Below are 25,102 nucleotides of genomic sequence, written 5' to 3'. Positions count from 1 at the left end.
TCAATAAATAACTCCCTCATTATAACAAATATTTTTTATTTTTGATATATGATTTTTTTCGATTGATTTCTATATTTTAATCATATATTATTATGTACAAATAGGGGTGAAAAAATGAAAAAGCTGAATAAAAAAGTTCCTATAATCGGAGGTGCTGTTATAGGAGTGATATTGGTTATTTATATCATTTTATGTTTTCTAGCATCAGGTAATGGATTTATCAAGAATATGACAATTAATGGCATAAAGGTAAATAATATGTCTAAGGATGAAATTGTCACTCAGCTTGAAAAACAGTATCAAAAGGATGAAAAAAATCTATTATTGAATTTATCATTGAATGATCAAAAGTATCAAATAGATATGAAAGATAATGTTAAAGTCAATATTAAAAAACAAGTCAATAATATTCAAAAGAAATATAATAATTTCTTTACAAAAGGATATCATTACTTACTACAACATAATGAAAACATTTCTATAGATATTAAAAATCAAAAACAACTTAATAAAGATATCAAAAAATCAGGTATTATAGATTATTCAACTTTAGTACCTACAACTTATAAAGTTGAAAAAACAAAAGTTATCTTTACTAAAGGTAAAAGTGGTGAAGCAGTTAAACAAAAAGATGTTTATAACACAATTCAAACTGCTTTAAATGAATATGATTTTAATAAAACTTTAAAGATTAAACCTTCATCTGTTTCAGAAGATGAAAGTGTTATGAAAACAATTTATAAGACTTTATCTAAGGAAGGTAAAAATGCGACTTTAGATAAAAATAATGATTATAAAATTGTAGCTGAACAATATGGTGCTAAATATGATTTAGATGATTCAATTAGTGCTTTTAATAAAGCTAAAGAAGGAAAAGAATTTGAAGTTAAAGCAAAAGCTATTGTTCCAAGTATTACTAAAGAAGATTTAGAAAAGAATTTATTTAAAGATGTTTTAGGTGAATATACAACAACTGTAAATGGTTCATCTGTAAGAAAAAACAATGTTAGACTTGCTGGTGAAAAATGTAATGTGATCTTACTTCCAGGTGAAGAATTTTCTTACAATCAAACAGTTGGAAAAAGAACAAAAGAAAATGGTTTTGGTGAAGCAGGAGCTTATTTAAATGGCGAAACTGTTCAAGAAGTTGGAGGTGGCGTTTGTCAAACTTCTTCAACATTATATAATGCTGTTGTTTTAGCTAATTTAGAAGTAACTGAAAGAACAAATCATACGTATATTTCAAGTTATGTACCAATTGGAAGAGATGCCACTGTTTCTTGGGGTGGTCCTGATTTTAAATTTAAAAATAATAGAGATTATCCAATTAAAATAGAAGCAAGTTATGCTGGTGGTAAGTTAACATGTAAAATTATTGGAACTGATGTTGATGGAAGTTATGTGAAGTTTACAAGTGAAAGAACAGGGGATGTCGCATATAACACAAAATATGAAAATGATGCAACTATTCCTGAAGGACAACAAGTAACTAAACAAGCTGGATCTAATGGTGGTAAAGCCGTTTCTTATCGTTTAGTTTATGATAAAGATGGTAAATTACTTTCAAAGAAAAAAGAAGCCAATAGTTATTATAAAGGTCATGAAGCAATTATTGCAGTAGGAACAATGAAAGTTGAACAACAACCTGAAGCACAACCTGAAGCAACTCCAGCTACACCGGAAACAACAATTCCAGCTGAACCTACTACTACACAACAGTAAAAATGAGTGACTAAAATCACTCATTTTTTTATAAGAATTGTAAAGTTTTTAAAATATAAAGCCACATAGTAATAGAAAAACCACTTATTAAAGTTGTCAACATGACCACTGTACTTGTAAGAACTCCTTCATGTCCCATGTTTTTAGCCATAACATAGCATGATACTGTGGTTGCTGAGCCAAGCATAACAAGAATAGCAATCAGTTGTTCTTGTCTAAATCCAAAGAATATAGCTAATGGTAAAAAGAGAGTACAGAAACCAAATAATTTAATGAAAGTAGCACAAAGGGCTGGTTTTAAATCTCCTAAAGCTTTTTTATAATTAAATGTAGCACCCATTGCCATTAAACCAAGAGGAGTAGCTACATTCCCAATCGAAGTGACTGTTTTATCTAACATTGTAGGCATTGGTAAATGAAGTAATGACCAACAAAGTCCAATCACAATTCCAATTAAAATAGGATTGGTGATAATACCTTTTAAAGTTTTCATCCACATTTCTTTACTTATTCCTTTTCTTTCAGGTGAAAAGAAAGAAAGGACAACGACAGCCATAATGTTATATAAAGGTACACTTCCAATAATCATTAAAGGCGCCATTGTTGCTTTTCCATATACATTTTGAATTAATGCAATTCCTAGTAATGCCGCTGAACTACGATAGCTTGCTTGAATAAATTCTCCCTGATTCTTTTTATTTTTTAATAAAAAAGAAAGTATTGTTACTATTAAAATACTGAAAATGGTAATAAAAAAACAAAATAAGACGAACTTCGTATCCCAAATTTCCTTAAAATCTAATGTCGCTAAGTCTTTAAATAGTAATACTGGTAGTGGTATTAAAAAGACAAATTTATTCATTTTTGATGCAAAAACATCATCAATAATTCCTATTTTTTTAAATAACATCCCTAATATAATCATCGCAAAAACAGGAACCGTCGCATTTAAACTAAAAATTAAATTTTCCATTATTTCCTCCCTAAAGAAAAAACCGCATAAGCGGCTTAATCTACATATGAGATTGTCATATATCTATTTTTTCCTTCACCTTTAGATTCAGTTTTTAAATGATCCATCTTTGCAATCTCTTGATGCATCACTTTTCTTTCATCTGCAGGCATTGGATCTAATTTTAAATCAGCTTTTGTTCTTAAAACTGTTTTACCAAAACGTCTTGCCATACTTGCAACTTTTTTATAACGTTCTTCTTTATAACCATTGATATCAACGCTTACTTCTAAACGTTTTTTAAATGTTGTACTGACAGCATTTTTAATAATTAAGTTAATTGCTCTTAAAATAACACCAGCTTTACCAATTAAAATAGAGTTATTGCTTGTATTAATATTGCAATAAATTCTACCATCTTGAACATAAGAAACAGTTTCTACTTCAAATTGCATATCTGTTAAGATTTTTCTTATAAGATTTTCAATATATTCTTGAACCATTTCTACTGTCCAACAAGCAATTTCAGCTTTTTTACTAAATAAACCTTTAGTTTCTAAAGTAACTTCATAATTTAATTGATCAATTGTTACACCTAAATCAAGGCATGCTTTACTAACAGCATCATCTACTGTTTTTCCAGTATAAGTTTTCATATAAATACCTCTATTTATTTTTTATTTTGTCTTTTTGTTAAATAATTTGTATTTGCTTGATCAACTTCTTTTTGTGCTTTTTCAACATGGTAAATATAAATATACCATGTTCTAACAATTGTAATAATGTTTGTTGTCATCCAATAAAGGGACATTGCTGCAGGCATAATTGCTGCAAAGTAAATGATAAATAATGTCATGAAATTATTCATCATGTTCATTGATTGCATTTGTGATGTTTCTCTATATTTTGGATTTCTTTTTGACATGATTGTATTGATTTTCATCGCAAAATATTGAGTTAAAGCAACAATGGCAAGTAATACAATATAGGAAATCTCGAATTTAAATACGTGATCGATTGGTTTAGCACCTAAGTTAATACCAAACATATTTGTTTGATATAAGATCTCAATACGTTGAACCGCTTGCCACATTGCAAACATAATTGGTAATGTTAAGAATGTTGTAAATGAAGCCAACATACTGACATCATTTTTCTTATATAAAGCTTGAATTTCTGCAGACATTCTCATTTGAGAAGTTTGATCTTTTCTACCTTTATATTTATTTTGAATTTTTTCCATTTCTGGTTGAATCAATTGCATCTTTTGTTGAGATACTGTCGATTTAATCATAATTGGTAAAATGATAATATTAATTAAAATAGTAATTAATACAACACCTAAAGCGATATTATTTAATAAAACATCTCCTAAATAAATAATACTTTTAGAAATAGGAATAACTAATAAGAAATCAAAAATTCCTGACTTCATAGACCATGGTGTGTTTAAATTAATTGCTCTTTTAGCAATCAGTTTACCACTTGAATCAAGATTTGCTGTACATCCAGTTAAGGCTACAACAAATAAAACTAAACAAATAATTTTAAAATATTTTTTAGTTTTGTTATCTAAGATCATTTGCTGATCTCCTTTCTCTTTACTTTTTTGTACAAATACTCTAATTCTTTTTTATTTTCTATATATGTATTATCTAAGAATCTTTTTCTTACAATTACTATATAGTCAACTTCTTCATCAAAATGAAAACATTCTTGAATCATCATGCGTAACTGTCTTTTGATTTTATTTCTAGTAACAGCATTTCCTAATTTCTTGCTTACAGAAATACCAACGCGTCCGTGGCCCATTTGATTTTCATCTTTATAAATAATAAAACAAGAATTCGCAAAACTCTTTTTTCTAGCAATAATCTTGCTAAAATCTTCATTTCTTTTTACTCTAAATTCTTTTTTCATAAAATTTTAGAAAAAAATCCACCGAAAAAGTGGATTTTACATTAAGCAGTTAATACTTTTCTTCCTCTTTTACGGCGACGTGCGATTACTTTTCTTCCTCCAACAGTTGCCATTCTAGCTCTAAAACCATGAGTTTTTGCTCTTTTTCTTTTATTTGGTTGATATGTTCTTTTCATATTTTACACCTCCAAAATTTTTATCTTTTTATACAAATAACATATGCTCCTATATCTTATAGGAATTATTGTGACAAGTCAATTCTAAATTCTATATTTCTACTCTTAAATTCATGATTTTTAATGATGACAAATAATAATAATAACAATTTCTAATGATTATTTGCACATTTTTTTGTGAACTTTTTTAATTTAGAAAAATTCTCTTTATTGTGAATAAGTTTCCTTACTTTATTATTCACATCTTGTGATATATCGAAATAGATAGAAAATTGTATAAAAAGAAGTACTTTTATCAAAAAAAGTACCATCACTAAGCATAACTCTTATTAAATGCACATTATTTGTGAACATTTTTCAATCAAGTACGTACACAACATGTGAATTTCTTTAAAGCTCATAAAAAAACTTATTCACATTTTCCTCCAACTCCTTATAAATCCTTGTTTTTCCCCCTAAAATCAAGTGTGCACTTCTAAGTATTTACGTACTTTTGTATCAAAATTCATACAATATATTCAAAATAGTCACTAATCTAATGTGAATAAACTCTTTATTTTAGATATTCACATCCTAAAGTGAATATTATTTCATCTTAACCTTTATCTTACATTTCTTCTATTTTTCTAGGAAAAATCGGATTTTTTCTTAAAATTCACATTGTGAATATTCATTTTTTGTTAACTTTTATGTTTTGACAAGTTTTGCACATGCTTATTCACGTGGTGAACCGAGTTATTCATATGGGTGAATTAGTAAAAAATATACTGATATCAGCGTATTTTTTATTGTGAACAGCTATGTGCATATTGTTTTTTATTCTATACAATATGCACTAAGTTCACATTTAATAAAATTCATAGCGAAAAACGAAGTTGTGAATAATGTGAATAAGTACTCTAAATGATTGATATTTCTCACATTTTTTGTGAATAAAATTGTGAAGCTATTGTGCAGACAGTATTTTTCCTTTAAAAGAGTTCACATCTTTTATATAATTGAGTCGAAAGGGAGTTGAAAATTGTGCAAGATTTAAACAAAATCTGGTCATCTTGTGTAGAAACTTTAGAAAAAAATAAAATAGTTGATGATAAGATCATCTTGGACTCACTATTTAAACCTGCAACTCTAGAAGAAATTGAAGATAATCAAGTTATTATCACCACTGAATTAAAATGGAATATTGATGCTATTTTAGAAAAACAAGCAGAAATAGAATCTATTCTTTCTAATTCTTTTTCTAAACCAATAAAAATCAAAGTATTAGAAGTAGAAGAATATAAAAAATCTAAACAAAAAAGGGTTCCTAAAATCGATAGTCATCTTCATCCTGATATGACATTTGCTAATTTTATCGTAGGAAATTCAAACCGTATGGCACAAAATGCTGCTTTACTTGTATCAACTAAACCTGGTATGAACTTTAATCCTTTATTTTTATATAGTCATCCAGGGCTTGGAAAAACACATTTATTAAATGCTATTGGAAATAAAGCAAAAGAAACAAATCCTAATTTATTAGTAAGATATATTACTTCTAAGGATTTTGTAGATGAAATTATTAATTCTATAAAAACAAATACAACAGATGAGATTTATAGTTATTATAGAAATCTTGATATTTTATTAATTGATGATATTCAATTTTTATTTGGAAAAGAAAAAAGTAGTGAGATGTTCTTCCATATATTTAATGAAATCATTAATAACAATCATCAAATTGTTATTACAAGTGATAAAATGCCTGATGAACTTCAAGGAATTGAAGAACGTTTAATTAGTCGTTTTAAATCAGGTCTATCTTTTGGAATAGATCCACCTGAATTTGAAACAGCAAAGGCAATTTTAGAGAAGAAAATAGAAAATCTAGGTAATACAGATTTAGTTATTACAGATGATGTTTTAGACTTCATGGTTATGAATTATTGTAATGATATTCGTTCTTTAGAAGGTCAATTAAAACGACTATTCTTCTGTAGTATCATGGAATCAACTAATTACATAGATATGAATTTTGCATCTGAAGTCTTTAAAGATCAAAAAACTATAAAAAAAGCACAAGAACCACTAACAAAAGAATTCATTTTAAAAACAACCGCTGAATTCTATTATTTAACCATTAGTCAAATTATTTCTAAAAATAGAACGAGAAACTTGGTAACACCTCGTGAAATATGTATGTATTTAATGAGGGAACTTTTGGATATTACTTTTAGTGAAATTGGAACAACTTTTTCCAATCGAGACCATTCTACAGTTATGAAAGCTTGTAAAAGAGTAGAAACAAAAATCAAAAAAGATCCAGATTATAAACTCGCTGTAGATAAGCTTAAACAAAAGTTAGGCACAATGTAGTGACTAATATCAACAATATGTGCACATTGATATTCATATAAAAAACATTGATAAAATCAACGTATTTTACATTTATGCACATTGTTCACATGCTAATAGTAATAATGACTTATTTTTAAATATATAAATAACAGGAGGCAAATATGCATTTTAGAATTAAAAGAATCAAATTATTAAACGCACTTGCTAAAGCAACAAGAGCTGTATCTGTTCGTAGTCCTTTACCTGTTTTAACAGGGATTAAATTTGATTTACAAGCTCATCAACTTATCTTAACAGGAAGTGATAGTGATATCACTATTCAAACAATTATTGATGAAGATGATGACTTAGTAATCCTTAAAGAAGGAGCAGTTGTTTTAAATAGTCGTTATATCTTTGATATTGTAAGAAAGATCAATAGTGATGATATTGAAATTGAAATTATTGATGGTTTACTTACTCGTATTAAAGGAAGTCAAATTGAATACAGCTTAAATGGTACTGATGCTATTGAATATCCACGTATTGATTTAAGTAAAACAGGAACTCATTTTATGATGAATGCTCTTGTATTAAAAGATATTATTGGAGAAACAAAGTTTGCTGCTAGTGATAAAGAAACAAGACCTATTTTAACTGGTATCAATTTTAAAGCGCATGACCATGTTTTAGAAGTTGTTGCTACTGATAGTTATCGTTTAGCTAAAAAGATTATTTCTATTGATGAAGATGTGACTTTTAATATTACGATTCCTAAATTAAGTTTAGATGAAATTAGTAAGATTATTGAAAAAGATGAACTTATTGAATTATATGTATCTGAACGTAAAGTATTATTTGTGTTTGATAAAAATATTATTCAAACACGTTTAATTGATGGATCTTATCCTGATACAGCTCGATTGATTCCTTTAGAATTTGATTATGAATTAGATATTAATAGAGCTGATTTATTAAATGCGATTGACCGTGTTTCATTATTATTAAATGAACAAAATAATATTGTGAAATTAGATATGTCTAATGAACAAGTTATTTTATCTTCATATCAACAAGAAATTGGTTCAGTAGAAGAAAATTTAGCTTCTTCTTTCTATAAAGGAGAACCACTTACTATTTCATTTAGTTGTAAATATGCAAGTGATGCTATTAAATCATTTAGTGGTGATAAAATAAAAATATTATTCACTGGAGAAATGAAACCATTCATCGTTAAAGATTTTGATTCTGATGAATTATTACAACTTGTTTTACCAGTTAGAACATATTAAGAAGCGAAAGCTTCTTTTTTTTGTAAATTTTCCTTTTAATTGTTTATTTGGGGAGTAATTTTTATTTTAAGAGCTTTTTTATCAAAAAAGTATTTTTCTATTCATAAATAAAAATAGCGAATATAGCGCAATATTTTGAATTTTTATGATTTTTATGATATACTAACTTAGTACAATTATAGAGAAAAGAAGGTTAAGTATGAAAGAAATACCAATTAAAGATGAATATATTAAATTAGATCAATTTTTAAAATTTGTTAATCTTGTATCTAGTGGGATTGAAGCAAAAATGATTATTAAAGATGGTCAAGTAAAGGTCAATGGTGAAGTGGAACTTAGAAGAGGAAAAAAGCTTCATGATGGTGACCAAGTTGAATTTGAAGGAAATTTTTATTGTATAAATGCGCATCAATAATTTAGAACTGACTGATTTTAGAAATTATAATCATTTTTTTATTGAGTTTGATCAAGGAATTAATATTTTAATTGGTGGGAATGCTCAAGGGAAAACGAATATTATCGAAGCAATCTATTTATTATCTGTCTGTAAATCTTTTAGAACACATATCAATGATCAAATGATTCAATTTGATCATGACTTTGCAAAAGTAAAAGGAAATGTTTTTTCTAATGAAAGAATGCATCAATTAGAACTTATTTTATCTAAGGAATCCAAAAAAGCAAAAGTAGATGGAAAAGATATTTTAAAGATTTCAGATTATGTAGGTTATTTAAATGCGGTTGTCTTTGTACCAGATGATTTATCATTGGTTAAAGGTTCTCCGAGTATTAGAAGAAAGTTTTTAGATTTGGAGTTATCTAAAATCTCACCAATTTATGTTTTTTATCTTACTAAGTATAATCGATTATTAAAGGAAAGAAATCAGTATCTTAAATTATTGAATCAAAGAAGAGGTAAATATGATGAATATCTAGAAACTTTAGATGAGCAATTAGCTGAAGTTCAAATTAAGATTATTGAAAAAAGAAATAATTTTATCGAACGTTTATCTTTAAAAGTAAAAGATATTTATTTAAATATTGCAAATTGTCATGAGATCGTTGAATTGCAGTATGAATGTTTTATTAAAAATGTTAATAAAGAAGATATTTTAAAACTTTATCAAAAAGGATTTGAAAGAGATTTAAGATATTTAAGTACTTATTATGGAATTCATAAGGAAGATATGAAGATCTTTATTGATAATAAGAGTGCACATCAGTTTGCTTCTCAAGGTCAACAAAGAACAATCGTTTTAAGTATGAAAATAGCTTTAATAGAATTAATAAAAGAAGAAATTGGAGAATATCCTATTCTTTTATTAGATGATGTTTTATCAGAATTAGATGATCAAAGAAAAACAAAACTTTTAGATATTTTAAATAATCGTATTCAAACGTTTATTACAACAACATCAATAGATGGAATAGAACATCATGTTATTAAAGAAGCTAAGAAAATTAATATTAATCATAGGGAGGAAAAATGATGGCAGAAGAAAATAAAGTACAACATAGCTATGATGAGTCAGATATCCAAGTATTAGAAGGATTAGAAGCTGTTAGAAAAAGACCGGGTATGTATATTGGTACAACATCATCTAGAGGGTTACATCATTTGGTTTGGGAAATTGTTGATAACTCAATCGATGAAGCTTTAGCAGGGTATGCAAGTCATATTAAAGTAATTTTGAAAGATGACGATGTAGTTGAAGTTATTGATGATGGTCGTGGAATGCCAACTGGAAAACACGCTAAGACAGGTAAATCAACAGTTGAAACAATTTTTACTGTTTTACATGCTGGTGGTAAATTTGGTGGCGGAGGCTACAAAGTTTCCGGTGGATTGCATGGTGTAGGTGCTTCTGTTGTTAATGCCTTATCTTCATGGCTAGAAGTCAATGTTTATCGTGATGGAAAAGAATACTATCAAAGATTTGAAAATGGTGGGACACCAGTTGCACCATTAAAAGAATTAGGACATACTGATAAGCAAGGAACAAAGGTTACTTTTAAAGCAGATGCTGAAATCTTTAAAGAAACAACAACTTATGATTATGAAGTTTTAAGACAAAGAATTAGAGAACTTGCTTTCTTAAATAAGGGATTAAGAATTAGTTTAACTGATTTAAGAGATGGACAAAATCGTGAACATGATTATATGTATGAAGGTGGTATTAAGGAATATGTTGCTTATATCAACAAAAATAAAACACCAATTCATGATGAAATCATTTATGTAGAAGATATGCAAAATGATATTAAGATTGAAGTTTCAATGCAATATAATGATGGTTATCAAGAAAATATTTACTCTTTCTGTAATAATATTAATACACATGAAGGAGGAACACATGAAGAAGGTTTTCGTTTAGCTCTTACAAGGGTTATTAATAACTATGCAAGAAAAGGAAACTTCTTAAAAGAAAAAGATGATGCTTTATCAGGAGAAGATTGTCGTGAAGGTTTAACAGCGATTATTTCTGTTAAACATCCTGATCCTCAATATGAAGGACAAACAAAAACAAAATTAGGAAATGCAGAAGTAAGAAAAATTGCTTCAAATATTATTTCTAAATCATTGGATCAATTTTTATTAGAAAATCCTGATACTGCCAAAATTATTGTTGAAAAAGCAATCGTTGCTTCTCATGCACGTTTAGCTGCGAAAAAAGCACGTGAAATGACAAGAAGAAAAACAGGAATGGAAATTACATCATTGCCTGGGAAATTAGCTGACTGCTCATCAAGAGATGCTAGTGAATGTGAAATCTTCATTGTCGAAGGGGATTCTGCCGGAGGTAGTGCTAAGATGGGTAGAGATCGTCGTATTCAAGCTATCTTACCGCTTCGTGGTAAAATCTTAAATGTTGAAAAAGCGCGATTAGATCGTGTTTTATCAAGTGATACGATTCGTAGTATGATTACTGCTTTTGGTACAGGAATTGGTGAAGATTTTGATATTAATAAATTACGTTATCATAAAATCGTTATTATGACCGACGCCGATGTCGATGGAGGACATATTCGTATTTTAATGTTAACTTTCTTATATCGTTATTTAAAACCTTTAATTGAAGGTGGCTTTGTTTATGCGGCTCAACCTCCACTTTATTTATTAAAACATGGAAAAGAAGAACATTATTTATATAGTGATGAAGAATTAGATGATTTAAGAACAAAGTTAGGTGAAGGTGCAAAATATTCTATCCAAAGATATAAAGGGTTAGGAGAAATGAATGCGGATCAATTATGGGAAACAACAATGGATCCTGAACATCGTATTTTAAATCGTATTGAATTAGATGAAGCAATGGAAGCTGATATGATTTTTGATGTATTAATGGGAGAAAAAGTTGAACCTCGTAGAGAATTTATTCAAGAAAACGCAAAATATGTAACTGATTTAGATATTTAGAAGGAGTAGAAAATGGATAATCAAGAAAAAGGAATTAGAAAAATTCAATTAACATCAGAAATGAAAACTTCTTTCATGAATTATGCCATGTCAGTTATCGTAGCACGTGCATTACCTGATGTAAGAGATGGAATGAAACCAGTTCAAAGACGTATTGTTTATGGTATGAATGAACTTGGTTGTTATAGTGATAAAGCGTATAAGAAATCTGCGCGTATCGTTGGGGAAGTTATGGGGAAATATCACCCTCATGGAGATTCTTCAATTTATGAAGCCTTAGTGAGAATGGCACAAGATTTCTCATATCGTTATATGCTTGTAGATGGTCATGGAAACTTTGGTTCAATTGACGGTGACGGCGCTGCCGCTATGCGTTATACTGAAGCGAGAATGTCTAAAATTTCAATGGAATTAATGAGAGATATCAATAAAGATACGATTGATTTTATTCCAAACTATGATGGTGAAGAAAGAGAACCATCGGTATTACCTTGTCGTATTCCTAACTTATTGGTCAATGGGACAACAGGAATCGCTGTTGGGATGGCTACAAATATGCCACCTCATAATATTGGTGAAGTGATTGATGCCGTTATTGCGGTAAGTAAAAATCCTGATATTACTGTTTTAGAATTAATGGAAAATTATATTCAAGGGCCTGATTTTCCAACTGGTGGATATATTTTAGGAAAGAGCGCTATTAAAAAAGCCTATGAAACAGGTAATGGTCTTATTGTTATGCGTGCTAAAACAGAAATTGAAGAACATAAGGGTAGACAAAGAATTGTTGCTTATGAAATTCCTTATCAAGTAAATAAAGCAAGATTAGTCGAAAAGATTGCGCATTTAGCACGTGATAAAGTTGTTGAAGGTATTAGTGATGTTCGTGATGAATCAAACCGTGAAGGGATTCGAATTGTCATTGAATTAAAGAGAGATGTTCAAGCAGAAGTTATTTTAAATCAATTATATAAATTAACTTCTTTACAAACAACATTTGGTGTCAATAATATTGCTTTAGTTAATAATGAACCTAAAACTTTAACACTTAAAGAATTAATTCAATATTATTTACAACATCAAGAAGAAGTTATTCGTCGTAGAACACAATTTGAATTAAATAAAGCAGAAGCAAGAGCACATATTTTAGAAGGTTTAAAGAAAGCCTTAGATCATATCGATGAAATTATTCAATTAATTCGTACAAGTAGAACAACTGAAATCATTCAACAAAGATTAATGGATGAATTTGGAATGTCTGATAAACAAGCTAAAGCTGTAAGAGAAATGCAATTACAACGTTTAGCTGGTTTGGAAAGAGAAAAGATTGAAGAAGAATTAAATAATTTATTAATTACAATTGCTGATTTAAAAGATATTCTTGCTAATGAAGAACGTATCTTAGAAATCATTAGAAATGAATTATTAGAAATGAAAGAAAAATATGGTGATAAACGTCGTACTGAAATTATTCAAGGTACATTTGATATTGAAGATGAAGATTTAATTCCAGTAGAAGATGTTATTATTTCACTTACTAATAATGGTTATGTAAAACGTATGCCAGTAGATACTTATAAATCTCAAAATAGAGGTGGACGTGGTGTCAAAGGTATGGCAACAACACAAGATGATGTCATTAGTTCACTTATTCATATGTCAACACATGATGATTTATTGATCTTTACAAATAAAGGAAAGGTATACCGTTTGAAAGGATATAATATTCCTGAATTTGGTAGAACTGCTAAGGGATTACCAATTGTTAATATTTTAAATCTTGATAAAGATGAAAGTGTTAAATCATTAATTAATATTAATAAGAAAATGATTGAAGAAGATAAACATTGGTATTTATTCTTTGCAACTGAACAAGGTTTAGTTAAACGTGTTGATATTTCAGAATTTGAAAACATTAGACAAACAGGTAAGATTGCTATTAAGTTAAAAGAAGATGATTCTTTAGTTGGTGTTAAATTAACTAAAGGGGATGATGAAATCTTAATTGCTGCTAGTAATGGTAAACTTGTAAGATTCTCTGAAGGTCATGTTAGACCAATGGGAAGAAGTGCAAGTGGTGTAAGAGGTATTAATGTTGATGGTTCTAAAGTTATTGGTATGACAACAAACCGAGAAGGACAATTAATTATGGTTGTTACGGAAAAAGGTTATGGTAAGATGTCACCAATTGATGAATATCGTGTTTCTAATCGTGGTGGAAAAGGTGTTAAAACAATTAATGTTACTGAACGTAATGGACAAATTGTAGCGATTAGAGCAGTAGAAGGTAATGAAGATTTATTAATTATTACAGATGATGGTATTGTGATTCGTTTACCTATGGAACAAGTTAAAACAGCAGGACGTGCGACTCAAGGTGTAAGACTTATTAAAGTACATGATAGCAAGGTTTCTTCTGTGGAAGTTGTTGCTAAAAATGAAGAAGAAGTTGTAGAAGAAGGTGAAGAAGAGTCAGAGTAATCTGACTCTTTTAGAAATGAATGGAGAAGAATTAAAAAGATTGTTTAATCGTTTAGATCATTCAAAGTTTAGAAGTTCTTTTCATCTTGCTAAAAAGTATAAAGATTATTGTAATGAAAAAGGCTTAGATGTTATAGAACAACACGCCAGAGATTTTATTTCTAAAAGAATAGCACCGGCTGTGATTTTAAATGATGGAAAGCAAACACCGATGAAAAATCATCCTGTGTTTATTGCTCAACATGCCACGGCTTCATGTTGTCGAGGGTGTTTATATAAGTGGTATCATATTAAGCCACATACACAGTTAAATGACAGTCAACAAGAGATGATTGTTCAAGTGATTATGGCTTGGATTAAAAGAGAATTGCAAAGAAAATAGCCTTGATGTATAATCAAGGCAGTTATTAATAATATAAGGGGAAAGAAAATGATTGATATTAATTTAATTAGAGAAAATCCTACTTTAGTCAAAGAAAATATGAAGAAAAAATTTCAAGATGAAAAAGTTGGATTAGTAGATGAAGCTTATAAATTAGATAAAGATTATCGTGAAGTTGTCACAAGAGCAAGTGAAATTAGAAGTTTAAGAAATAAATATTCTAAAGAAATTGGTGCTTTAATGAGAGAAGGCAAAAGAGATGAAGCTGAAGAAATTAAAGCAAAAGTAACTTCTATGGCAGAAGAATTAAAAGATTTAGAAGTTAAAGAAGAAGAATATGGTAAAGAATTAAAAGAAATCATGATGAAAATACCAAATATCATTCATGATTCAGTACCTATTGGAAAAGATGATTCAGAAAACGTAGAAATTCAAAAATACGGAGATCCAGTTGTACCTGAGTATGAAATTCCATATCATGCTGATATCATTGCTCGTTTTAATGGTTTAGATAAAGAAGCTTCAGGTAGAACAAGTGGAAATGGTTTCTATTATTTAATGGGAGATATCGCTCGTTTATCATCAGCAATGCTTTCATACGCTAGAGATTTCATGATTGATAAAGGATTTACTTATTGTATTCCACCATTCATGATTCGTAGTGATGTTGTTACAGGTGTTATGTCATTTGATGAAATGGATGCTATGATGTATAAAATTGAAGGTGAAGATTTATACTTAATTGGAACTTCTGAACATAGTATGATTGGTAAATTTAAAGATCAAATCGTTAAAGAAGAAGAATTACCAATTACAATGACTTCTTATTCACCATGTTTTAGAAAAGAAGTAGGTGCTCATGGTATTGAAGAACGTGGTATTTATCGTGTTCATCAATTTGAAAAACAAGAAATGGTTGTTTTATGTAAACCAGAAGAAGCTATGGAATGGTATGACAAAATGTGGTCATATACAGTTGAATTATTTAGAAGTTTAGATATTCCAGTAAGAACATTAGAATGTTGTTCTGGAGATTTAGCTGATTTAAAAGTTAAATCATGTGATGTCGAAGCTTGGTCACCAAGACAACAAAAATATTTTGAAGTTGGTTCTTGTTCAACATTAGGAGATGCACAAGCTAGACGTTTAGGTATTCGTGCTAAAGGTGAAAATGGAAATTATTATGTTTCTACTTTAAATAATACAGTTTTAGCTTCAACAAGAGCAGTTATTGCTTTTATTGAAAATAACTATAATGAAGATGGATCTATTAATATTCCAGAAGCGTTACGTCCTTATATGGGTGGTAAAGATATTATTATTCCTAAAAAATAGTCACTTCGGTGACTCTTTTTTATAGAAAGGTAAAAGAAAGATGGAATTATTTATAAGTGAAGCAGAAATTGAGGATGCTTCAATGATTATTGATTATTTAAATCAGGTTGGGGGAGAAAGTGATAACTTAACTTATGGTTTAAATGAATGTTATTTAAATGAATTTGAAGAAATGGAAGTTATTCAAGATTTTATTGATCAAGAGAATAGTTTACTTTTATGTGGTTTTATTGATGATGAACTTGTTTCTTTATTATCTATTCAAGGTGAACAAAAAGAAAGATTAAAACATATTGGTCATTTTGCAATCACTGTAAAAAAAGAATATTGGAATATGGGGATTGCTTCAATGATGATGGAAGAAGCTTTAGAAATGATCAAAGAAACATCTTTAAAAATTCTTGATTTAGAAGTGAAAGAGGATAATTTATCAGCTATTAATCTTTATAAAAAGTTTAATTTTCAAGAAATAGGGAGATATCCTCAAATGTTTAATGTCAATCAAAAGTATTATGATGCACTTTTAATGAATTTATATATTGATTAAAAATCTAAAATACGCTATAATCATATTTGCCATTACAATAGGCGGCTTCGAACCATGTCAGGACCGGAAGGTAGCAGCATTAAGAAGTACCGTCTATGTGTGATGGTCTTTATTTTTAGAGGAAAAAAAGATGAATGATGAAGAATATATGGAAATAGCTTATCAAGAAGCTTTAAAAGCATTAAAACATGATGATGTGCCAATTGGATGTATCATTGTAAAAGATGATCAAATTATTGCCCGTGCATATAATCAAAGAGAGTATTTAAATCAAACTTATGGTCATGCAGAAATGTTAGCTATTGAAGAAGCTTGTAAAAAAATAGAAAGATGGCGCTTAGATGAATGTACACTTTATACAACTTTAGAACCTTGTTTAATGTGTTCGGGAGCTATTATTCAAAGCCATATTCAAAGAGTTGTTTATGGTGCAAGTGATACAAGATGGATGTCTTTAGATAAATTGATTCATTTACCAGATCCTAAACTTAATTATATTCCCATGATTCAATCAGATATTTTAAAAGATAAATGTTCAAAGTTAATAAAAGACTATTTTAAAAAGAAACGTCAAAAGATATGATTACTCATATCTTTTTTTCGTGTATAATGTAGGAGATAGGAGTTGATAATATGTCATATAAAGCCTTGTATCGTACTTATCGTCCGCAAACATTTGAAGATGTCGCTGGACAAAGTCATGTTACAATTACATTAAAAAATGCAATTAAAGAAAATAGAATAGCGCATGCTTATTTATTTGCTGGACCACGTGGAACAGGGAAAACAACGATTGCTAAAATATTAGCTAAAGCTATTAACTGTACAGGAGATCATCCTCCATGTAATGAATGTCCTAACTGTAAAGCAATTACTCAAGGAGATCATCCTGATGTTATTGAAATTGATGCAGCAAGTAATAATGGAGTCAATGAAGTTAGAGATTTGATAGATAAAGTAAAATATGCCCCTATTAATGCTAAATATAAAGTTTATATTATTGATGAAGTTCATATGATGACACCTGAAGCATTCAATGCTTTATTAAAAACATTAGAAGAACCTCCAGCACATATCGTATTTATTCTAGCAACAACAGAACCACATAAAATTTTGCCAACTATTATTTCACGTTGTCAAAGATTTGATTTCAAACGTGTGGATGAACATGATATTATTAGTCGTTTGGAATATGTATTAAAAGAAGAAAATGTAGAATATGATGAAGAATCTCTTGAAATTATTTCTAAGTTGGCTGATGGGGGAATGAGGGATGCTTTAAGTATTTTAGAACAATGTTTAGCGTATGATAGACATTTAACAGTAGAAAATATTAATAAAGTTTATGGTTTATTAGCAAATGATGAAAAAATACGTTTAATTAAATTATTACTGACAAAGGATATGAAGAATGTTTTAAAAACATTAGATCATATGATGTCTTTAAGTATTGATTTAAAGAGATTGACACAAGATTTAATAGATGTTTTAAAAGATGTTATTATTTTTAAAAACACGCAAGATTTATCTTTATTATTTGTTTTGCATAAAAACGATATCCAACAAATTGTTCCTTATATATTAGTAGAAGAAGCATTTCAAATGATTGATATTTTTATGGATGCAAGTAGTCATTATGGACAGGCTGTAGATTCATCAACATATTTTGAATTAGCTTTATTAAAGATATGTAATCAAATTGAAAATGAACATAAAGAAGTTGCTGTAGAAGAACCAAAAGTTATTGAAAATGTTTCACATGAAACATTGGTTGAAGTTCAACAAGAAGAAGTGGTTGAAAAACCAGTAGAAAAGATACAAGAACCAGTAATTGAACCTCAAGAAGATTTACAAGAAAAGGTAGAAGAAAAGAAAGAACCGAAAGTTGAACAAGTAGAAACTCCTGTGGAAGAAGCTAAAGAAGAAGTAAAAGAAGTAAAAACAACAGCTCAAATAGAAGTAGACTTTAATGACATTTTAAATATTTTAGTACAGGCAAAAAGAACAGTTTTAAATGATATTCAAGATAAATGGTCAGTTATTAGAAGATATTGTTATAATCTTAATACTGCTAAATATGCAAATATGCTATGTGATGCTAAACCTGTAGCTGCTGGCGAAAAAGGTTTTATTTTGACATTGAAATATCAACCAGAAGTGAATAGTATTAACTATACAGAAAATTATTATCCATTAAAAAATTTCTTAAAGGAAGTTTTAGGATCAGAATATGATTTTATTGCAGTAATGGAAGCAGATTGGCCAAATATGAGACAAAAATTTATTCAACTTAATAAAGAAAAAAAATTACCACAACCACAACCAATTGTTTTACATCATATTGATGAATATCATGAACCGGTTGTAGAACTTACAGAAGCTCAACAATATGCGATTGATATGTTTGGTGATGAGATTGTTGAATTTGAAGAATAGGAGTGTATTATGAATTATCCAAAGTCATTTACAGATTTAGTTGAATGTTTTAAAAGACTACCAGGAATAGGTGGTAAATCTGCAGAAAGATTAGCTTATCATGTTTTATCAATGGATAAAGAATATGTCCAAGAGTTTGCAAATGTGTTAGCTCATTTTCAAGATAATATCCATTACTGTAAAAAATGTGGACATATTTGTGAAGGTGAACTTTGTGAAATTTGTAAAGATGAAACAAGGGATCAATCAGTTATTTGTGTTGTAGAAAGTCCTAAAGATGTTTTTGCTATGGAAAAGGTAAGAGAATATCATGGATTATATCATGTTTTACATGGGACGATTTCTATGATTGATGGTAAAACGATAGATGATTTAAATATTAATTCTTTATTTGAAAGACTTGATGGAGTTAAAGAAGTGATTATTGCAACGAATCCTACAAGAGAAGGTGAAACAACAGCGTTGTTTCTAGCTAAGTTGTTAGCGAAAAAAGGAATAGAAACAAGTAGAATTGCTAATGGATTACCAATAGGAAGTAATATTGATTATGCAGATGAATTAACATTATTAAAATCTTTAGAAGGAAGAAAGAAAATATAAGACCTTGCAAGAGGTCTTTTCTTGTTTAAATAGAAAAATCAGTTATAATAATGAAGAAAGAGGAGAGAAGTATTATGACAGGAAAGTTTATTACATTAGAAGGACCAGAAGGTAGTGGAAAAACAACAGTTTCTAAAGAACTTGTAAAAATATTAAATGAATCAGGATACAAAGTCTTACTTACAAGAGAACCAGGTGGGGTTGATATTGCTGAACAAATAAGAAATGTTATTTTAGATAAGAAAAATACAAAAATGGATGCACGTACAGAAGCTTTATTATATGCAGCAGCAAGAAGACAACATCTTGTAGAAAAAGTATTACCAGCTTTAAAAGAAGGGTATATTGTATTATGTGATCGTTTTGTAGATAGTTCACTTGCTTATCAAGGTGTTGCTAGAAATCTAGGAATTGATGAAGTTTATAATATGAATTTATTTGCGATAAACGATGTTATGCCAGATAAAACTTTATTCTTTGATATTGATTATAAAAAAGGATTAGAAAGAATTAAAGTTAATCAAAGAGAAACCAACCGATTAGATTTAGAAAAAAGTGATTTTCATAAAAATGTTTATGAAGGTTATTTAACAATTTGTAAACAATATAGTGATCGTATTGTAAAAATCAATGCAGATCAAAAGGTTGAAGATGTTGTACAAGATGCCTTAAAGGAAATTAAGAAAATATTATGATCAAAGATTATTTAAAAGAAAATCAACCTTTATTCTATAGAATTATTGAAAATGAATTTAACTTAAAAAAAATACCACATGCATTCTTACTTGTTGGAAATAATACTGATCAACCATTACAGTTTCTAACAATGTCACTTATATGTAATGAAACCTTAGCTTGTGAACAATGTATAGATTGTAAAAAAGTATTAAACCATCAATATGCAGATATTATAGAAATTGATGGAGAAGAGGAAAGTATTAAAAAGAAACACATTGAAAATATACAAGAAACTTTCAAAAAGTCTTCTCTTGAAGGTAAGGCAAAAGTTTATATTTTAAAGAATGTTGAAAAAACAACCAAAGAAGCTATGAATGCTTTACTTAAAATATTAGAAGAACCAACAGAAGGTATTTATGCAATTTTTACAACTAAAAATATCAATCGTATTTTACCAACGATTATATCTAGATGTCAGGTTATAGAATTAAAACCAGATAATAAAGAAGTACTTAAAGAAAAATTGATTGCTAAAGGATATGAAGAAGAAAAAGCAAGTGTCTTATCTTATATTATTAAAGATGAAGATGATTTAGAAAATTTAAATCAGGATAATTTTGATGATATTATGTTACAAGCAATTAATTTTATTGAGGATTTATTTTTATATAGAGAAAATCTTATCATAAACACACAAATTCATATGCTTAAAGATCATAAAGAAAAGGAAAATATTAAATTATTTATTAATTTAATTATTCTTGCACTTAAGGATATGTTTCACGTGAAACAAAATGAAAAAGCTGTTTTTTGTAATCACGTAGAATTTTTTAATTCACTAACATATGATAACAATGATATAATAAAGAAAATTGAATTATTATTAGAAACATCATACTTATTAGATACAAATGCTAATATTCCATTACTTATGGATAGTATGATGTATAGAATATAGAAAGGAATTTATATGGAAGAAATTAAACTTGCAAGTGTAAAATTTAAAAGTGCTGGTAAGATCTATTATTTTTCCACAAATTTAAAATTAAAAAAAGATGACCGAGTAGTTGTAGAAACTGCTAGAGGATTAGAACTTGGAGAAATATCACAGGAATTAAAAGATATATCAGAATTTAATTTAGATACAGAATTAAAAAAGATAGTTAGAAAAGCTACAAAAAAAGATATAGAAAATTATCAAAAAAATGTTAGGGATGCAAAACAAGCATTAGTAACATGTAAAGAAATTGTTTCAAGATACGATGTTAATATGCAACTTACTAATTGTGAATATACATTAGATAAAGCAAAAGTTATTTTTATGTACACTTCCGATGATCGTGTTGATTTTAGGGAACTATTAAAGGAATTAGCTGTTGTTTTCAAATGCAGAATAGAGTTAAGACAAATTGGTCCAAGAGATAAAGCAAAAGTAATTGGTGGAATTGGAACATGTGGTTTACCATTATGTTGTTCAACTCTTTTAGGAGAATTTAATGGAGTTTCTATTAATATGGCTAAAAATCAAATGTTAGCAATTAATATAGAAAAAATATCAGGTGCATGTGGAAGATTAATGTGTTGTTTAAAATATGAAGATGAAATTTATTCTTTAGAAAAAGAACGTTTTCCTAAAATAGGATCACATGTAAAATATCAAGATAAAGATGTAAAAGTAACAGGATTAAATGTTATTAATGATCTTGTTAAAATTGAAACAAATAATGGAATTGTATTCGTTGGTTTAGACGAAATTAAATTTGATAAAAATAATCATGCAGGAAAGAAAAATGGAAAACCAAGAAGTCATTAATTATTTATTAGCACATAATGATTTGAAAATTATCCAAAGAAAAGATATGTTTAACTTTTCTTTGGATACTGTTTTATTATCACAGTTTTGTACAATCAATAAAGATGTAAAAAATATTGTTGATTTTGGTACAAATAATGCTGCTATTCCATTATTGCTTTCAAAAAGAACACTTAAAAAAATTATAGGTATAGAAATTCAAGATGAAGCGGTTGATCTTGCTAGAAGAAATGTTGAGATGAATGATTTAAATGACCAAATTGAAATCGTTCATGGAGATATTAAAGATGTTGTCAAAGAGTTACCAAAAGCACAGCTGATTGTTTGCAATCCACCATTTTTTGAAGTAGGGGAAAATAGTAACTTAAATGATAATGAATATTTAACAATAGCACGTCATGAAATAAAAATTGATTTAGAAGGTATTATTTCAGCGGCAGCTTATTTATTAGACAACAAAGGAAGATTTGCAATTGTTCATCGACCTGATCGTATGATTGATATTTTAAATATTATGCAAAAATATGATATTGAACCTAAAAGAATACGTTTTGTATATCCTAAAATGAATAGAGATTCACATGTCTTATTAGTAGAAGGAATGTATAAAGGAAAAAAAGGATTAAAAATCGAACCACCGTTATATGCACATAATGATGATGGAAGTTACAGTAATGAAGTAAGAAGAATGTTTGGAGAGAAGATAGATGAATAGACAAAAGAGTTTTGAAAATGAAAGACCAACATTATATTTAGTAGCAACACCTATTGGTAATTTAGATGAAATGACATATCGATCTATTAATACTTTAAAAAATGTAAAATATATTGCTGCAGAAGATACAAGAAATACTGTTAAGCTTTTAAATCATTTTGAAATTTCAACAAAACTTATTTCTCATCATGAACATAACATAAAACAATCAATTCCTAAACTTATACAATTATTAGAAGAAGGAAATGATATTGCTTTAGTAAGTGATGCCGGTTATCCTGCTATTTCTGATCCTGGATATGAATTAGTTAAAGAAGCAATAGAACATGAAATAAATGTTGTTCCTATTTCAGGATGTAATGCTTGTTTAGATGCTTTAGTTGTTTCGGGAATTGCTCCACAACCATTTATGTTTTATGGTTTTTTAGATCATTTAGATAAGAAAAAGAAAAAAGAATTAATTGATTTAAAAAAATATAAAGAAACAATTGTTTTTTATGAATCACCACATAGAATTAAAAAAACATTAAATTTAATGTTAGATATTCTAGGAGATAGAAATATTGCTTTATGTAGAGAAATTACTAAAAAACATGAAGAAATCATTAGAGGTCATATTTCTGAAATTATTTCTATTGTAGAAGAATTAAAAGGAGAAATGGTTATTGTTGTTGAAGGTAGTCAAGAAGTAGAAGAAGAAATAACTTTTGAAACAACAATCAAGGAAGACGTAGATATGTATATTGAAAAAGGAATGTCTACTAAAGATGCAATTAAAGAAGTTGCTAAACAAAGAAATCTTAATAAAAATAGTGTTTATCAAGAATACCATTCTAAATAATGGTATTTTTTTGTTTCACGTGAAACAAAAGATAAAATTATATATTTGTGGTATACTATAAGCAGGAGGAACAAGGAAATATGTATAGTAAACAAAGCTACAATTATGGTAGACATGGAAGCAAAAGAAGATTAAAATCCATACCTGTAATTATTACATTATTGGTTGTGATATTGATATTGGGAGGTATTTATTTTTTACTATTTAATGAGAAAAATAAATATGAAGATTATAATACTTATAATGAAACAAATAAACAATATGGAACAGTACAACACTATGAAAAAGAAAATGATGATTTTTACATTTCATTATACTATCCTAAATTAAAAGAAAAGAATTTAAATAAAATTATTAAAGAATCATATAGCACATATTTAAAATCAGAAAAAAAGAAAAAGGATCAAAAAGATATATTATATCTAGATTACTCTTGTAAAAAGATTTATAAACAATACGTTGTTGTTGAATTAGATTATAAGCGTATTAATGAAGATGAGACAAAAACAAAAGCAACAAAATCAATAATGACATATGATTGTAAAACAAATCAATTGTTAACATTAAAAGATTGTTTACATGGTAAATATGGTGATTTATTAAATACTTTAGGAGTGAGTGAGTATGATAAAGAATCAACTTCTATTAAAGTAGATCAAGATAGTTTTACATATTTTATAGATCAAAAACTAAAAAATAAAATTACTATTAATTATAAAGAAAATAAAGATTACATAAAATTAGCAAATAAAAATATTCCATCTAATGCACCATTAGATGTCAAAGCACCTAAGTTAATGAAAGTAGATCCAAAGAAAAAAATGGTTGCTATTACATTGGATGATGGACCACATAAAACATTAACAGAAAGAGCAATGAATGCATTTGAAAAATATAACGGTCGAGGAACATTCTTCGAATTAGGTCAAAACATGAATCTTTATCCAGATATTGTTAAATCAGTTTATGAAAGAGGACATGAGATAGCAAGTCATACATATCAACATGCACAACTTACAAAATTAGATGTTACTGCTTTAGATGAAGAAATTAAGAAAACACAAGAAGCATGTTTTAAAGCCTGTGGAACAGAACCAACATTAATAAGACCACCTTATGGAGCAAAAAATGATACAGTTAAATCTGCATTCTATTCTTATGGTTTAAGTATGATTCTATGGGATGGAGATACAGAAGATTGGCGTTATAGTAAAGTAACAAATGGTGCTCAAATTGTATGTGATAATATTATTAGAGATGCTAAGTCTAAAACTGGTGATGGTAATATTGTCTTGATTCATGATATTCATGAAAATTCTGTTGCTGGATTAGAAATGGCTTTAGATCAATTAAGTAAAGAAGGTTATCAATTCGTTACTGTATCAGATTTATTAAAATATAAAGGACATTCTGAATATAAATAGGGTAACCAAATAATTTAGGGGGAAAGCCAAATTATTTAGGGGACAACTTTAGGG

At 28.1% G+C, this 25,102-nt stretch carries 24 protein-coding genes and 1 other RNA gene; 20 read left to right on the top strand and 5 right to left on the bottom strand.

Translation table 11 applies throughout. The features are described 5' to 3' along the window. The first annotated feature begins 114 nt into the window (after window positions 1-114). Window positions 115-1,722: a VanW family protein gene (locus LJD32_RS10690; RefSeq protein WP_227392351.1), complete on the top strand. Its 1,608-nt coding sequence runs from the start codon at window positions 115-117 to the stop codon at window positions 1,720-1,722. Window positions 1,723-1,750: 28 nt separating this feature from the next. Here LJD32_RS10690 and LJD32_RS10685 read toward each other — a convergent pair whose 3' ends face one another. Genes LJD32_RS10685 through rpmH form a run of 5 tightly spaced genes read right to left on the bottom strand, consistent with a single transcriptional unit; the run spans window position 1,751 to window position 4,770 of the window. After that, on the bottom strand, window positions 1,751-2,695 hold the full coding sequence (locus LJD32_RS10685; protein ID WP_032091103.1) for an AEC family transporter: 945 nt from the start codon (window positions 2,693-2,695) through the stop codon (window positions 1,751-1,753). Window positions 2,696-2,730: 35 nt separating this feature from the next. Then, complete coding sequence (locus LJD32_RS10680; protein WP_032091104.1) at window positions 2,731-3,330, bottom strand: protein jag; 600 nt, start codon at window positions 3,328-3,330, stop codon at window positions 2,731-2,733. 14 nt (window positions 3,331-3,344) lie between these two features. Beyond that, on the bottom strand, window positions 3,345-4,256 hold the full coding sequence (locus LJD32_RS10675; RefSeq protein ID WP_227392350.1) for a YidC/Oxa1 family membrane protein insertase: 912 nt from the start codon (window positions 4,254-4,256) through the stop codon (window positions 3,345-3,347). Then, on the bottom strand, window positions 4,253-4,594 hold the full coding sequence (rnpA, locus tag LJD32_RS10670; RefSeq protein ID WP_032091106.1) for a ribonuclease P protein component: 342 nt from the start codon (window positions 4,592-4,594) through the stop codon (window positions 4,253-4,255). Before rnpA ends, LJD32_RS10675 begins: the two co-directional genes overlap by 4 nt. A gap of 41 nt (window positions 4,595-4,635) precedes the next feature. Further along, a complete protein-coding gene (gene rpmH, locus LJD32_RS10665) occupies window positions 4,636-4,770 on the bottom strand; it encodes a 50S ribosomal protein L34 (protein WP_022002045.1) in 135 nt (44 codons plus the stop codon). A gap of 1,023 nt (window positions 4,771-5,793) precedes the next feature. Here rpmH and dnaA point away from each other — a divergent pair. The 19 genes from dnaA (at window position 5,794) to LJD32_RS10570 (ending at window position 25,048) form a co-directional block, all read left to right on the top strand. Continuing rightward, window positions 5,794-7,125, top strand: coding sequence for a chromosomal replication initiator protein DnaA (dnaA, locus tag LJD32_RS10660; protein ID WP_119362451.1), 1,332 nt, complete (start codon window positions 5,794-5,796; stop codon window positions 7,123-7,125). Between the two features lie 143 nt (window positions 7,126-7,268). Continuing rightward, the gene (gene dnaN / locus LJD32_RS10655; protein ID WP_117787760.1) at window positions 7,269-8,378 is read left to right on the top strand and encodes a DNA polymerase III subunit beta; all 1,110 of its coding nucleotides are present in this window, start codon (window positions 7,269-7,271) and stop codon (window positions 8,376-8,378) included. Between the two features lie 199 nt (window positions 8,379-8,577). Next, window positions 8,578-8,793, top strand: coding sequence for a S4 domain-containing protein YaaA (gene yaaA, locus LJD32_RS10650; protein ID WP_022002042.1), 216 nt, complete (start codon window positions 8,578-8,580; stop codon window positions 8,791-8,793). Next, window positions 8,780-9,868, top strand: coding sequence for a DNA replication/repair protein RecF (gene recF, locus LJD32_RS10645; RefSeq protein ID WP_032091109.1), 1,089 nt, complete (start codon window positions 8,780-8,782; stop codon window positions 9,866-9,868). The genes yaaA and recF overlap by 14 nt, the downstream gene beginning before the upstream one ends. Next, window positions 9,868-11,796, top strand: a complete 1,929-nt coding sequence (gene gyrB / locus LJD32_RS10640; protein ID WP_032091110.1) for a DNA topoisomerase (ATP-hydrolyzing) subunit B — start codon at window positions 9,868-9,870, stop codon at window positions 11,794-11,796. The genes recF and gyrB overlap by 1 nt, the downstream gene beginning before the upstream one ends. A gap of 12 nt (window positions 11,797-11,808) precedes the next feature. Further along, window positions 11,809-14,277, top strand: coding sequence for a DNA gyrase subunit A (gene gyrA / locus LJD32_RS10635; RefSeq protein WP_032091111.1), 2,469 nt, complete (start codon window positions 11,809-11,811; stop codon window positions 14,275-14,277). After that, window positions 14,258-14,659: a DUF4186 domain-containing protein gene (locus tag LJD32_RS10630; RefSeq protein WP_227351971.1), complete on the top strand. Its 402-nt coding sequence runs from the start codon at window positions 14,258-14,260 to the stop codon at window positions 14,657-14,659. The genes gyrA and LJD32_RS10630 overlap by 20 nt, the downstream gene beginning before the upstream one ends. Before the next feature lie 48 nt (window positions 14,660-14,707). Beyond that, window positions 14,708-15,994 (top strand): serine--tRNA ligase, encoded by a 1,287-nt coding sequence (serS, locus tag LJD32_RS10625; RefSeq protein ID WP_022002037.1) that lies wholly within the window; start codon window positions 14,708-14,710, stop codon window positions 15,992-15,994. A 40-nt stretch (window positions 15,995-16,034) separates the two neighbouring features. Further along, complete coding sequence (locus tag LJD32_RS10620) at window positions 16,035-16,541, top strand: GNAT family N-acetyltransferase (RefSeq protein ID WP_117844693.1); 507 nt, start codon at window positions 16,035-16,037, stop codon at window positions 16,539-16,541. Window positions 16,542-16,566: 25 nt separating this feature from the next. Beyond that, window positions 16,567-16,655, top strand: an RNA gene (ffs, locus tag LJD32_RS10615) — signal recognition particle sRNA small type. A 16-nt stretch (window positions 16,656-16,671) separates the two neighbouring features. Then, window positions 16,672-17,124 (top strand): nucleoside deaminase, encoded by a 453-nt coding sequence (locus LJD32_RS10610; protein WP_032091114.1) that lies wholly within the window; start codon window positions 16,672-16,674, stop codon window positions 17,122-17,124. Window positions 17,125-17,174: 50 nt separating this feature from the next. Beyond that, the gene (gene dnaX / locus LJD32_RS10605) at window positions 17,175-18,977 is read left to right on the top strand and encodes a DNA polymerase III subunit gamma/tau (protein WP_227392349.1); all 1,803 of its coding nucleotides are present in this window, start codon (window positions 17,175-17,177) and stop codon (window positions 18,975-18,977) included. A 9-nt stretch (window positions 18,978-18,986) separates the two neighbouring features. Further along, window positions 18,987-19,577, top strand: a complete 591-nt coding sequence (recR, locus tag LJD32_RS10600; RefSeq protein WP_022002033.1) for a recombination mediator RecR — start codon at window positions 18,987-18,989, stop codon at window positions 19,575-19,577. A gap of 74 nt (window positions 19,578-19,651) precedes the next feature. Next, a complete protein-coding gene (tmk, locus tag LJD32_RS10595; RefSeq protein WP_032091116.1) occupies window positions 19,652-20,272 on the top strand; it encodes a dTMP kinase in 621 nt (206 codons plus the stop codon). Continuing rightward, a complete protein-coding gene (locus LJD32_RS10590) occupies window positions 20,269-21,213 on the top strand; it encodes an AAA family ATPase (RefSeq protein WP_227359306.1) in 945 nt (314 codons plus the stop codon). Before tmk ends, LJD32_RS10590 begins: the two co-directional genes overlap by 4 nt. 12 nt (window positions 21,214-21,225) lie before the next feature. Then, window positions 21,226-22,068, top strand: a complete 843-nt coding sequence (locus LJD32_RS10585) for a stage 0 sporulation family protein (RefSeq protein WP_032091118.1) — start codon at window positions 21,226-21,228, stop codon at window positions 22,066-22,068. Further along, the gene (locus LJD32_RS10580) at window positions 22,046-22,783 is read left to right on the top strand and encodes a tRNA1(Val) (adenine(37)-N6)-methyltransferase (RefSeq protein ID WP_032091119.1); all 738 of its coding nucleotides are present in this window, start codon (window positions 22,046-22,048) and stop codon (window positions 22,781-22,783) included. Before LJD32_RS10585 ends, LJD32_RS10580 begins: the two co-directional genes overlap by 23 nt. Beyond that, window positions 22,776-23,624, top strand: a complete 849-nt coding sequence (rsmI, locus tag LJD32_RS10575; protein WP_022002028.1) for a 16S rRNA (cytidine(1402)-2'-O)-methyltransferase — start codon at window positions 22,776-22,778, stop codon at window positions 23,622-23,624. The genes LJD32_RS10580 and rsmI overlap by 8 nt, the downstream gene beginning before the upstream one ends. Window positions 23,625-23,704: 80 nt before the next feature. Beyond that, complete coding sequence (locus LJD32_RS10570; protein WP_227392348.1) at window positions 23,705-25,048, top strand: polysaccharide deacetylase family protein; 1,344 nt, start codon at window positions 23,705-23,707, stop codon at window positions 25,046-25,048. Window positions 25,049-25,102 lie beyond the last annotated feature (54 nt).

The organism is Faecalibacillus sp. TM498 (assembly GCF_020589955.1).
In the GTDB taxonomy this organism is placed as follows: domain Bacteria; phylum Bacillota_I; class Bacilli_A; order Erysipelotrichales; family Coprobacillaceae; genus Faecalibacillus; species Faecalibacillus intestinalis.
Note: the sequence above shows the minus strand (reverse complement) of the source record. Positions and strands in the feature narration are given on the sequence as shown.

Excerpts from the sequence above, each read along its gene's own strand:
- rnpA (WP_032091106.1), bottom strand. The coding sequence starts at position 4,594 with ATGAAAAAAGAATTTAGAGTAAAAAGAAATGAAGATTTTAGCAAGATT.
- LJD32_RS10690 (WP_227392351.1), top strand. The coding sequence starts at position 115 with ATGAAAAAGCTGAATAAAAAAGTTCCTATAATCGGAGGTGCTGTTATA.
- yaaA (WP_022002042.1), top strand. The coding sequence starts at position 8,578 with ATGAAAGAAATACCAATTAAAGATGAATATATTAAATTAGATCAATTT.
- LJD32_RS10590 (WP_227359306.1), top strand. The coding sequence starts at position 20,269 with ATGATCAAAGATTATTTAAAAGAAAATCAACCTTTATTCTATAGAATT.
- dnaN (WP_117787760.1), top strand. The coding sequence starts at position 7,269 with ATGCATTTTAGAATTAAAAGAATCAAATTATTAAACGCACTTGCTAAA.
- gyrA (WP_032091111.1), top strand. The coding sequence starts at position 11,809 with ATGGATAATCAAGAAAAAGGAATTAGAAAAATTCAATTAACATCAGAA.
- tmk (WP_032091116.1), top strand. The coding sequence starts at position 19,652 with ATGACAGGAAAGTTTATTACATTAGAAGGACCAGAAGGTAGTGGAAAA.
- LJD32_RS10685 (WP_032091103.1), bottom strand. The coding sequence starts at position 2,695 with ATGGAAAATTTAATTTTTAGTTTAAATGCGACGGTTCCTGTTTTTGCG.
- LJD32_RS10580 (WP_032091119.1), top strand. The coding sequence starts at position 22,046 with ATGGAAAACCAAGAAGTCATTAATTATTTATTAGCACATAATGATTTG.
- recF (WP_032091109.1), top strand. The coding sequence starts at position 8,780 with ATGCGCATCAATAATTTAGAACTGACTGATTTTAGAAATTATAATCAT.
- LJD32_RS10675 (WP_227392350.1), bottom strand. The coding sequence starts at position 4,256 with ATGATCTTAGATAACAAAACTAAAAAATATTTTAAAATTATTTGTTTA.
- gyrB (WP_032091110.1), top strand. The coding sequence starts at position 9,868 with ATGGCAGAAGAAAATAAAGTACAACATAGCTATGATGAGTCAGATATC.
- dnaX (WP_227392349.1), top strand. The coding sequence starts at position 17,175 with ATGTCATATAAAGCCTTGTATCGTACTTATCGTCCGCAAACATTTGAA.
- LJD32_RS10610 (WP_032091114.1), top strand. The coding sequence starts at position 16,672 with ATGAATGATGAAGAATATATGGAAATAGCTTATCAAGAAGCTTTAAAA.
- LJD32_RS10585 (WP_032091118.1), top strand. The coding sequence starts at position 21,226 with ATGGAAGAAATTAAACTTGCAAGTGTAAAATTTAAAAGTGCTGGTAAG.
- LJD32_RS10620 (WP_117844693.1), top strand. The coding sequence starts at position 16,035 with ATGGAATTATTTATAAGTGAAGCAGAAATTGAGGATGCTTCAATGATT.
- recR (WP_022002033.1), top strand. The coding sequence starts at position 18,987 with ATGAATTATCCAAAGTCATTTACAGATTTAGTTGAATGTTTTAAAAGA.
- serS (WP_022002037.1), top strand. The coding sequence starts at position 14,708 with ATGATTGATATTAATTTAATTAGAGAAAATCCTACTTTAGTCAAAGAA.
- rpmH (WP_022002045.1), bottom strand. The coding sequence starts at position 4,770 with ATGAAAAGAACATATCAACCAAATAAAAGAAAAAGAGCAAAAACTCAT.
- LJD32_RS10570 (WP_227392348.1), top strand. The coding sequence starts at position 23,705 with ATGTATAGTAAACAAAGCTACAATTATGGTAGACATGGAAGCAAAAGA.
- rsmI (WP_022002028.1), top strand. The coding sequence starts at position 22,776 with ATGAATAGACAAAAGAGTTTTGAAAATGAAAGACCAACATTATATTTA.
- LJD32_RS10680 (WP_032091104.1), bottom strand. The coding sequence starts at position 3,330 with ATGAAAACTTATACTGGAAAAACAGTAGATGATGCTGTTAGTAAAGCA.